The sequence below is a fragment of the Avibacterium endocarditidis genome, from assembly GCF_002921145.1.
In the GTDB taxonomy this organism is placed as follows: domain Bacteria; phylum Pseudomonadota; class Gammaproteobacteria; order Enterobacterales; family Pasteurellaceae; genus Avibacterium; species Avibacterium endocarditidis.
In genome coordinates, this window is the sequence record NZ_PQVI01000148.1 from 1 (window position 1) to 10940 (window position 10940).

8 protein-coding genes and 4 pseudogenes are annotated in these 10940 nt (G+C 39.6%); 9 read left to right on the forward strand and 3 right to left on the reverse strand.

Annotated elements, in window-relative coordinates; all coding sequences use genetic code 11:
* Positions 1 to 998, forward strand: a pseudogene (gene arsB / locus C3Z13_RS10915) (ACR3 family arsenite efflux transporter); the annotation flags it as partial.
* A gap of 85 nt (positions 999 to 1083) precedes the next feature.
* Here arsB and C3Z13_RS10920 read toward each other — a convergent pair.
* Positions 1084 to 1698 carry a cation efflux transmembrane domain-containing protein gene (locus tag C3Z13_RS10920; RefSeq protein WP_039096602.1) on the reverse strand — a complete coding sequence of 205 codons (615 nt, stop codon included), beginning with the start codon at positions 1696 to 1698 and terminating at the stop codon, positions 1084 to 1086.
* A 69-nt stretch (positions 1699 to 1767) separates the two neighbouring features.
* Between C3Z13_RS10920 and C3Z13_RS10925 the strand changes: the two genes are divergently transcribed.
* From C3Z13_RS10925 to C3Z13_RS10950, 5 genes and pseudogenes are all read left to right on the forward strand, one after another.
* Entirely contained in the window at positions 1768 to 2166 is a 399-nt protein-coding gene (locus C3Z13_RS10925; protein WP_013746097.1) for a MerR family transcriptional regulator, read from the forward strand.
* A gap of 149 nt (positions 2167 to 2315) precedes the next feature.
* Positions 2316 to 2967, forward strand: a pseudogene (locus C3Z13_RS10930) (IS1595 family transposase).
* A 177-nt stretch (positions 2968 to 3144) separates the two neighbouring features.
* A complete protein-coding gene (locus C3Z13_RS10940; protein ID WP_103855932.1) occupies positions 3145 to 3600 on the forward strand; it encodes a DUF411 domain-containing protein in 456 nt (151 codons plus the stop codon).
* A gap of 11 nt (positions 3601 to 3611) precedes the next feature.
* Positions 3612 to 5159, forward strand: coding sequence for a multicopper oxidase family protein (locus C3Z13_RS10945; protein ID WP_103855933.1), 1548 nt, complete (start codon positions 3612 to 3614; stop codon positions 5157 to 5159).
* Positions 5160 to 5442: 283 nt separating this feature from the next.
* Positions 5443 to 5673: a hypothetical protein gene (locus tag C3Z13_RS10950; RefSeq protein WP_103855934.1), complete on the forward strand. Its 231-nt coding sequence runs from the start codon at positions 5443 to 5445 to the stop codon at positions 5671 to 5673.
* 73 nt (positions 5674 to 5746) lie between these two features.
* Here the strand turns inward: C3Z13_RS10950 and yjgA are convergent, their stop codons facing one another.
* The gene (gene yjgA, locus C3Z13_RS10955) at positions 5747 to 6280 is read right to left on the reverse strand and encodes a ribosome biogenesis factor YjgA (RefSeq protein WP_103855935.1); all 534 of its coding nucleotides are present in this window, start codon (positions 6278 to 6280) and stop codon (positions 5747 to 5749) included.
* A 118-nt stretch (positions 6281 to 6398) separates the two neighbouring features.
* On the opposite strand from yjgA, the pseudogene pmbA reads away from it, so the two are divergent.
* Positions 6399 to 7747: pseudogene (gene pmbA / locus C3Z13_RS10960) on the forward strand (metalloprotease PmbA).
* Between the two features lie 244 nt (positions 7748 to 7991).
* Positions 7992 to 8533: pseudogene (gene hpt / locus C3Z13_RS10965) on the forward strand (hypoxanthine phosphoribosyltransferase).
* 59 nt (positions 8534 to 8592) lie between these two features.
* Here hpt and C3Z13_RS10970 read toward each other — a convergent pair.
* The gene (locus C3Z13_RS10970) at positions 8593 to 8853 is read right to left on the reverse strand and encodes a DUF5339 domain-containing protein (protein ID WP_172459852.1); all 261 of its coding nucleotides are present in this window, start codon (positions 8851 to 8853) and stop codon (positions 8593 to 8595) included.
* A 468-nt stretch (positions 8854 to 9321) separates the two neighbouring features.
* Between C3Z13_RS10970 and C3Z13_RS10975 the strand changes: the two genes are divergently transcribed.
* Positions 9322 to 10884, forward strand: a complete 1563-nt coding sequence (locus C3Z13_RS10975; RefSeq protein WP_103853715.1) for a cytochrome ubiquinol oxidase subunit I — start codon at positions 9322 to 9324, stop codon at positions 10882 to 10884.
* The last annotated feature ends 56 nt before the right edge of the window (positions 10885 to 10940 follow it).

Below are 10940 nucleotides of genomic sequence, written 5' to 3' on the forward strand. Positions count from 1 at the left end.
TTTTTGAGTGTGTGGGTGGGGTTGGCGATTTTGCTTGGCGTGGGGCTGGGTATTTGGTTTACACCTTATTTTCAATGGATTGCCACAATGCAGGTGGCTCAAATCAATTTGCCGATTGCGGTGCTGATTTGGCTGATGATTTATCCGATGATGATACAAATTGACTGGCTTGCCATTAAAAATATCCGCCACAATCCCAAAGGGCTGTGGCTGACTTTAACGGTGAATTGGTTGATTAAGCCTTTTACGATGGCACTTGTTGGCTGGTTGTTTTTTAAGGTGTTTTTTGCTGGCTGGGTAGATGAACAATCGGCAAACGAATACATTGCAGGTATGATTTTGCTTGGGGTTGCACCTTGTACGGCAATGGTTTTTGTTTGGTCTCAACTGGTCAAAGGCGACCCCAATTACACGCTGGTGCAAGTGTCTTTAAATGATGTGATTATGATTTTTGCCTTTGCCCCGATTGCTGGGCTACTTTTGGGTATCAACGACATCACAATCCCGTGGGATACGCTGTTTTTTAGCGTGTTGCTGTATTTGGTGTTGCCTTTGCTTGTGGGAGTTGCCACTCGCAAATCTTTGCAAGATGAACACAAAATTCGCCAATTCAGCCAGCGTTTTAAGCCTTTGTCTATCTTGGGATTGTTATTGACGGTGGTGCTGTTGTTTGCGTTTCAGGCACAAACCATTGTGGATAAGCCGATGATTATCCTGCTGATTGCCATTCCTTTATTGGTGCAGACTTACGGCATTTTTGCCTTGAGTGCGATTTGGGCAAAATGGCTTAAATTGCCCCACGCCATTTCCGCCCCTGCTTGCCTTAATCGGCACAAGCAAGTTTTTTTGAATTGGCGGTGGCGGTGGCGATTGCTTTATTTGGTTTAAATTCAGGGGCGGCATTGGCAACGGTGGTGGGCGTGTTGGTTGAAGTGCCTGTGATGTTGTCGCTGGTGTGGTGGATAAACCGAAAATCGCTGGAAAATAAAGGGGTGTAGGTTTTTCAGGCTGCCTGAAAGTTATTTTGCAAAATTCTCAAACAAAAACACCGCTTGAAAATCAAATTCAAACGGTGTTTATAAATTAACTGACTTTTACTTCCACCCAAGCCCTTTTGATGATTTCTTGACTGGCTTGTAATGCTAAAAATGCCAAAATAAACGCCACAATTAAATCAGGATATTTTGATTGAAAAAAATAAACTGCTATGCCAGCCAAAATCACTGCCACATTACCAATCGCATCATTGCGAGAACATACCCATACACTTCGGACATTACTGTCGCCATCACGGAATTTTAATAATATCAACAATGCCGACACATTCACCAATAACGCCAAAAATCCCACAATACTCATTTCGCTATAACTGGGAATTTCCCCATAAAACGCACGATAAATGGTTGTAATTAAAATAAATAAGCCAAAAACGCCCATCGTTAGCCCCTTAACCATAGATGCTTTGGCACGGTAACTTAATGCCATTGGCAAAACAATCAAACTTATCAAATAATTGGCACTATCGCCCAAGAAATCCAAGCTGTCCGACAACAGCGAAGTTGAACCCGATTTAATCCCCATTACAATTTCCACAAAGAACATTGATAAATTTAATATCAAGACAATCCACAAGGCTTTTTTGTACTTGGGTGATTGATGAATGGGCTGATTTGAACTGCAACAACTTTGGCACGCCATAACAAACTCCGAAAGATGATTGAAATTTGCTATAATATAAACTCCGTAGTTATTACAGAGCCAAGTACAATGTCAAAAATTTTTCAAATTAAACAAGCCAGTGAACAAACAGGCGTGCATTTAGAAACCATTCGTTATTATGAAAAACAAGGCTTAATCAAGCCAACTTTTCAAGCTAATGGCTACCGAGTTTTTGATGAAAATCAGCTAGAACAATTACGCTTTATTAAAACTTGTCGCAATATCGGTTTTTCTTTAAATGACATTCAGGTCTTATTGACATTTCAAACAACTCCCAATCATCAATGTGATGATGTTGATGAATTAACCCAAAAACATTTATCACATATCAACGAACAAATTAAGCAATTACAAGAAGTTAAATCATTTTTGGAACAAATTATTGGTTGTCAAAATAAAGAAATTGAAAATTGTCAAATCATTAAAAGTATTAAAGATAAAGGATAATGTTTTTTCAGGCAGCCTGAAAGTTCATTTTTTGCAAAATTTCCACACAAAAACACCGCTTGAATTGCTCCAAACGGTGTTTTAAACAAATATTTAAGGGGCTGTACTAGATAACTAGGGAAATCTAATTTCAGGTTAGAATAATCCCTATGAGAAGAAGTCGTTTAAGTCAGTACAAGCAAAACAAACTGATTGAACTGTTTATTGCGGGTGTTAGTGCTCGCATTGCAGCTCAATTAGTCGGCGTTAATAAAAACACTGCTGCCTATTATTTTCATCGTTTACGTTTACTGATTTTCCATAACAGCCCGCATCTGGAAATGTTTGATGGCGAAGTAGAGGTTGATGAAAGCTATTTTGGCGGACAGCGCAAAGGCAAACGCGGTCGCGGGGCAGCCGGCAAAGTGGCTGTATTCGGGCTTCTGAAGCGCAACGGCAAGGTTTACACCGTTGCTGTGCCCAATACGCAAACTGCCACTTTATTGCTGATAATACGTGAGCAGGTAAAGCCTGACAGTATTGTTTATACTGATTGTTACAAAAGCTATGATGTACTTGATGTGAGTGAGTTTAGCTACTTTCGCATCAATCACAGCACACATTTTTGCTGAACGGCAAAATCATATTAACGGAATTGAGAACTTTTGGAATCAGGCAAAACGCCACTTACGGAAGTTTAACGGCATTCCCAAAGAGCATTTTGAACTGTATTTGAAGGAATGTGAATGGCGTTTTAACCACAGTGAAATAAAAGTTCAAATTTCCATTTTAGAACATTTAGTAAAGCAGAATTTATTCTAGTTATCTAGTACAGCCCCAAAAATAATAGTGGATGGTACGTTGGCATATCTCTACTACAAGCAGTAGGATTTTGAGAAAAATTTTCAAATGATAGAATTTTTTCAGATTACTTGACCTTAACCCTAGGTCAAGCTTTAACATTGCGCCATTCCATCTCAATAAAAATAAGGACATCTTATGAAATTACATAAATTCACCCGCTCATTGTTGCTTTTAAGTTTAGGCATAACCGCTTTTGCTCAAGCACAAACACTTTCTATGGAAGTGTGGAAAAGCCCGACTTGTGGCTGTTGTAATGAATGGATCAGCTATATGCAGAAAAACGGTTTTGAGATTAAAGTCAACGAAACAGGCAATTATAATGCTCATAAGCGCTTTAACATTAAATATGAACATGCTTCTTGCCACACAGCCGTGATTGATGGCTATGTGATTGAAGGACATGTACCTGCTGAGGATATCAAACGTTTACTCGCAGAAAAACCCGATGCAGTTGGCTTGTCCGCACCTGGCATGCCGATTGGTTCACCAGGTATGGACGGTGAAGCATACGGCGGACGTAAAGATCCCTATGATGTTATTTTGATTAAGAAAAACGGTGAAAGTGAAGTGTTCAAATCCTATAACCAATAAGAGGTGAAAAAATGAAACGTCGAGATTTTTTACGTTATGGCATTGGGCTTAGCTTAGCCAGTAGCTCGCTTTATAGCCTTGCGAATATGATGAACCACGCACAACACGGCAATATGGCGATGATGCATTCAGCCCCTACTGGCTTAATGCCTCTCGAGGCAATGCCCTCAGGCTTATCACTCAATGGTATATTACCAAAGCTTGCTAACCAATCCACTCAAGCTGGACTATTCAAAGCCACTTTAAAAGCAGAGCCTATTAAAATTCGCCTCGCAGACAATAAAGAAACGGAATTTTGGGCTTATAACGGACAACTACCCGGGCCACAAATTGAAGTATTTGAAGGCGATACCGTAGAAATTGAATTTATCAATCACCTACCACAACCCACAACGGTGCATTGGCACGGTTTAGATGTACCAAATGAGGCGGATGGTAACCCGATGGATATGGTTGAACCGCAAGGGAAAAAAGTCTATCGCTTTACGCTACCTCAAGGCAGTGCTGGGACATATTGGTACCACCCTCATCCACATGACCATGTTTCCGAACAAGTCTATAAAGGCTTAGCAGGCACTTTCGTTGTTAAAGCGAAAAATGATCCGCTTGCACACCTTCCTGAACAACATTGGGTGATTTCCGATCTGCGTTTAAATGCCGATGGCACCATTCCAGCAAACACGATGTTAGATTGGATGAACGGCCGTGAGGGTGAATTTGTGTTAATCAACGGTCAATATCAGCCCCAGATTCAAGTGAAAACGAATGAACGAATCCGTCTTTGGAATGCCACTAGCGCTCGTTATTTTCGTTTAAACATTCCAGGGGTGAAATGGATTGTGGTGGGTACCGAAGGTGGTTTACTTGAAAAACCTCGCTCGCCTGTTGATGAACTGCTACTTACACCAGCCGAACGCGTTGAAGTGATTATGGTGGGTGAAACGCAAGGAACAGTCAATTTACAAAGCGGTTATTATGATCGCCGTAAGATGATGGTGCAAGAACAGCCTAAAGATCTCACTTTAGCCACAATTCAGGTGAAATCAGAACCTGTTCAGTTACCTGAAAGCTTAAGATCCTTGCCTAACTGGGATGAACCAAAGCAGGTTCGCCAAATTCGCTTTAGTGAAAAAATGATGAACCATACAAATATGCCAATGATGAATCATGACACACATCACACCAGCACAGCACCAACGAATAACCCTATTCCGCCAATGATGGATGGGATGTTCTTAATCAACGGTCAAACCTTTGATATGAACCGTATTGATTTTGTTACCAAATTGAATGAAGTGGAACAGTGGGAAATCTTCAATGAAAGCCATATGGATCATCCATTCCATTTGCATGGCACTCAATTTGAAGTAATTCAACATACGTTAAACGGTAAAACCTTTAAGCCAGAAGGCAGAGCGTTAAAAGATGTGGTTAATTTACGCCCTTATGAAAAAGTGATTGTTCGCTTTAAGCAAGGACATACTGGGTTGAAAATGTACCATTGCCATATTTTAGAACATGAAAACCTCGGTATGATGGGGATGTTTAAAGTGGAATAGTGGTATCTAACTATAAAAATAGAGGGATTTTCGTGAAAATTTGTAAATTGCGAAAATCCCACTGCTTGTCATTATTTATTCCAACGATTTAACAACGCAACAAGTGAAAGCATCACAGGCACTTCAACCAATACACCGATAACAGTGGCTACATATGAACTTATTTAATAACCCATCTGGTAATTCACTTTCCGGTTATATAGATAATATTTAGGGCTAATCTACTACAGCCCCTAAATTTTTAACAACGTTTAAACATATCATCCGTTATTGGGAATTATATTTGGAAAATAGTGAACTCAAAATTAGCGAGGAAATAAAGAATCGAGATTATTGGATTAGACATATTGGACACGAAGATAAAAAAATCTCTCGTATTATCGTAAGCCTTAATTTATGTGGACAGCCAGCGCTTGCAAAGCAGTTGCAACATATTGCTATTCAATTAGGAATGGAGAAAGGTACACCAAAACCTGAAACAGTTGAAATTTGGAAGCGGTTATTAGATGAATAGGCTAAAATCAGCGTTCTCAGCAAAAAATGGCACATTAAGCGTGCCATTTTTTATTGGGATATGTGGGGATAAATTATTCCTCAATCGCCAATTCTTTCAAATATTGAAAAATCTCACGATAGGCTTTTGGCGGTTTGTTTTGCACTTTTTCTTTTTGCGCTGCACGGATTAGGTTGCGCAGATGTTGGCGATCGGCATCGGGGTAGTCATGCAGTACATTGCTTAATGCCTCGTCCCCTTTGGTGATGAGTTCATCACGCAGTAATTCTAATTTATGTAACAGTGCTTGTTGGTGATTGTGTTTATTCTCGATTTTATCCAAGGCTTCTTGGATTGGCTCAGAATCTACTTGGCGCAGCAGCTTGCCAATATACTGTAGTTGGCGGCGTTTTGCTTCTTTTTGTAAGCGTTGAGCGAGCGCAATGGCATCAAGAATATTTTCTTCCAATGGAATTTTTTCTAAGTTGGTTTTGGTTAGATTTACCAATTTTTCACCTAGCTGTTTTAAGGCTTCCGCATCACGTTTTATTTCACTTTTGCTTACCCAAATAATTTCTTCTTGTTCTTCATCTTCCCAATCAAATTGTTCTTTTCTACGTTTTGCCATAAGGTTTTCCTAAATCTAAATACGCTAAATGGGCGTTAGTGTAGCATAATTTCGGCTAAATTAGCGAGATAAGGGAAAATGGGATAGAATACGGCAAATTTTGATGAGAGGTTAAAAAATGCAACAAAATCCTACCGCACTTTTAAAACAGCAAGAACAAGAATTGCGTGAGGCTGTGAGTTATGCCATTGATATTGCAACAAAAGCGGGCGCAAGCGCGGAAGTTGCCGTGACCAAAGTAAATGGGCTTTCTGTTTCCACTCGTTTGCAAGAAATTGAAAACGTGGAATTTAATAATGATGGGGCATTAGGTATTTCGGTTTATTTAGGGCAGCAAAAAGGCAATGCGTCCACTTCTGATTTAAGCCCGGTGGCGATCAAAAATGCCGTGGAAGCCGCCCTTGCCATTGCAAAATATACCTCGCCTGATGATTGCGCAGGCTTGGCTGATCGCGATTTAATGGCGTTTGATGCGCCAGATTTATCCCTTTATCACCCCACTGACATTGATGTGGATCAGGCGACATCGTTAGCATTGAATGCAGAAAAAACGGCGTTGGATTATGATGAGCGTATTGTAAATAGTGAAGGGGCTGCTTTTAATTCTCATACTGGCGTGCGAGTTTATGGCAACAGTTATGGAATGTTGCAGAGCTATTTGTCTAGCCGTTATTCCCTTTCTTGTTCGATGATTGCGGGGGAAAATGATCAGCTTGAGCGTGATTATGAATATACCATTTCACGTTATCCAGATAAGTTAGAAAATCCAGCTTGGGTGGGAGAAAATGCGGCGAAAAAAGCCTTATCACGTTTAAATCCGCAAAAAATTGCGACCCAAGAAGTGCCAGTAGTGTTTTTAAATGATGTGGCAACAGGGCTGATCAGTCATTTGACCGCAGCGATTAGTGGCGGCAGTTTATACCGTAAAGCGAGTTTTTATTAGATGCCTTAGGCAAGCAAATTTTGCCAGATTGGTTTCACATTAGTGAACGCCCACATTTAATTGGGAAATTGGCTTCTTCACCTTTTGATAGTGAAGGCGTGCGAACTCGCGATATGGAAATTATTGAGCAAGGCATTTTGCAAACTTACTTATTAACTAGTTATAGTGGGCGAAAGCTGGGTATGCAAAGCACGGGCCACGCGGGTGGGATTCATAATTGGTTAGTGAAACCAAATTTGCAGGGGGGATTGACCGCACTTTTAGAAAAAATGGGAACGGGCTTGCTAGTTACGGATCTCATGGGGCAAGGCGTCAATCTCGTTACTGGTGATTATTCCCGTGGTGCAGCAGGATTTTGGGTGGAAAATGGGCAAATCCAATATCCAGTGGCTGAAATTACCATTGCAGGGACACTTCCCGAAATGTTTAAGCAAATTGTCGCTGTGGCAGACGATATTGAACACCGCTCTAACATTCAAACTGGTTCAATCTTGTTAGAAAAGATGAAGGTATCAGGAAATTAATTTTATGAATGAGAATTATTCTTATTGACAATACTTTTTAGTTTGCTAGAATGAGGGCGTTTGTTAAGTATTGTTGTTGAAAATGATGATTCATTTTTAAGATGCTCCAAACAAGTAGAGTAGAAAGTAAATTCGTTAGGGTATTTAAAAGGCTGAGACTTATATCTCGGCCTTTTTTTTGCTACAATTTCACCGTTTTTAACTCAATCATTTCGCCATTGGCGGGCTTAAAGGTAAATTAATAATGAAAAAACACTATGTAGATGTGATGATTTCGGAGCAAGATGTGCGTGCAAGAATTAGCGAATTGGGCCGTGAGATTACGCAATATTATCATCAGCAAAAGGTAGAAAAGCTGATTGTGGTTGGCTTGTTGCGTGGTTCATTTATGTTTATGGCAGATCTGGTGCGTGAAATTGATTTACCGGTGAAGTGGAATTTATGACCACCACAAGCTATGGCAGCGGAATGACGACAAATCACGATGTGAAAATTAGCAAGGATCTTGATGGCGATATTCGTAATGAACAGGTTCTCATTGTGGAAGATATTATTGATACGGGTTACACCTTGCAAAAAGTGCGTGAAATGCTAAAACTGCGTGATCCCGCTTCATTGCGTATTTGTACTTTATTGGATAAACCTTCGCGCCGTGAAGTGGAAGTGCCAGTGGATTGGGTAGGTTTCACTATTCCTGATGAATTTGTGGTGGGCTACGGTATTGATTACGCGCAGCGTTATCGTAATTTTGGTTACATTGGGAAAGTGGTTTTACAAGAAGATTAATTTTTGTAGAGACAGTGGAGATAAAAAAAGGCTTGTTTTTTAACAAGCCTTTTTAATCATTACAGTGTATTTTGTTGTTTAGAAGCCAGTTTTGCTAACGCCGCATCACAACTTTTCATCTGTGTTGCAAGTTCCATTTCAAGAATCTGTTTTTTGCTTTGGTTTAGCTTACTCTTAATTTTGTTTAACTGGGTGTGTGTACCCGGTTGTTTTTCCGCTTCGGCAATGAGGTTTTCGGTTTCTTTAAAGAGTTTGGCGCATTGCTGAGGGATTGCATTTTTCTCTGTTTGTTGTGGTGCTGCTGAAATTGAAACGCTCATAAATGCAGTTGCAGCAAGCGTTGCCACGAACATAATTCCCTTCATTATTTTCATTAAAACTCCCTTATTTTCAATCTGTAAAAATATAATAAAAAATGAGCTTTGCGAAAGTTAGCAAAATCTGAGGGGAAAGTCTAGTTATTCATCATTTTTATTCTATTTTGCGAGGTAACGCACAATTCTTGTTGTAAAAATGTTAAGAGAAACTATAATTTGAAGCTTGTCAAAAAAGCGCATACTTTCTATGGGTTTATTTTTGATTTAAATCTAAAAAATGTGATCGGTGTTACATTTTTTACTATTTTTATCCACACTTTTAGTAGTAGAATACATACCGATCTTGGGTTATCTGTATAATTCTTGTGAAGATAATTCAATTAACTTGGCTTAAGGGTGTACCTTTAAGATTTTGGGGTGATTACACAGTAATCATTGGTTTAGAACTTGTAATATTTACAAGGAGTTGAGATGTTAGACGTTGTTGAACTCTCTAGATTGCAGTTTGCATTAACTGCGTTATATCACTTCTTGTTTGTGCCATTAACATTGGGTTTATCTTTCATTCTTGTGATTATGGAAACCCTTTATGTGGCAACAGGCAAAGAAGTTTATAAAGATATGACAAAATTCTGGGGTAAGTTATTTGGTATTAACTTTGCCTTAGGGGTAACAACTGGTATTACAATGGAATTCCAGTTCGGGACTAACTGGTCATATTATTCACATTATGTGGGCGATATTTTTGGTGCACCACTGGCAATTGAGGCATTATTAGCCTTCTTCTTAGAATCTACCTTTGTTGGGTTATTCTTCTTCGGTTGGGATCGTTTATCAAAAGGTAAACACTTACTCTCAACATACTGCGTGGCTTTCGGTTCAAACCTTTCTGCAATGTGGATTTTGGTGGCAAACGGCTGGATGCAAGCACCAGTAGGCTCAGATTTCAATTTTGAAACAATGCGAATGGAAATGACCAGCTTTATGGATCTTTGGTTAAATCCAGTTGCACAAAGTAAATTCCTACACACTTTATCTGCAGGTTATGTTTCAGGGGCATTCTTTGTTTTAGCAATTAGTGCTTATTACATCTTAAAAGGACGTGATATTGGTTTTGCTAAACGTTCTTTCTCTGTCGCTTCTGTATTCGGTATTATTGCCGTTGTGTCTGTGCTAATTATGGGTGATGAATCTGGTTATGAAATCGGACAAAAACAACCAATGAAATTAGCAGCAATGGAAGGGGAATGGCATACTGAACCCGCACCAGCTAATTGGAATATGATTGTTGTGCCAAATCAAGCGGAAAGACATAATGATTTTGCCTTACAAATTCCTTACGCTGCAGGGATTATCGTAACCCGTTCATTGGATAAAACCTTTGCAGGGATCAACGATATTTTAGTGGTGAATGAACAACGTGTTCGTCAAGGTATGGTGGCTTATGGTTTGCTTGAACAATTAAGAGCAGAGAAAAAAGCAGGTCAAATCAATGAAGAAACCAAAGCACAATTTGATGCAGTACGTGGTGATCTTGGTTATGGCTTACTATTAAAACGCTATACAGACAAAGTGGTTGATGCAACAGAATCACAAATTAAGCAAGCAACCTTAGATACGGTACCTAATGTTGGGCCAACATTCTGGGCGTTCCGTGTAATGATGGCAGCAGGTGGCTTAATTCTTATCTTAATGATTGCCGCCGTGGTACAAAATGTGCGTAAAACAGTGGGTAAAAGCCGCTTCTTGTTACACGCATTATTATGGGGACTTCCGCTTCCTTGGCTTGCCATTGAAAGTGGCTGGTTCTTAGCGGAATATGGTCGTCAGCCTTGGGCTATTTACGATATGTTACCAGTTGGTGTGGCAGCATCGAACTTAACCACTGGCGAATTATGGTTCTCAATCGGTCTGATTTGTGCCCTTTATACTATTTTCTTAGTAGTGGAAATGTACTTAATGTTTAAATATGCTCGTCTTGGCCCGAGTGCATTAAAAACAGGTCGTTACTACTTTGAGCAGTCATCTAAATAATTAGGAGCCTAACTATGATTGATTACGAATTTTTACGTTTTGTTTGGTGGGTTCTC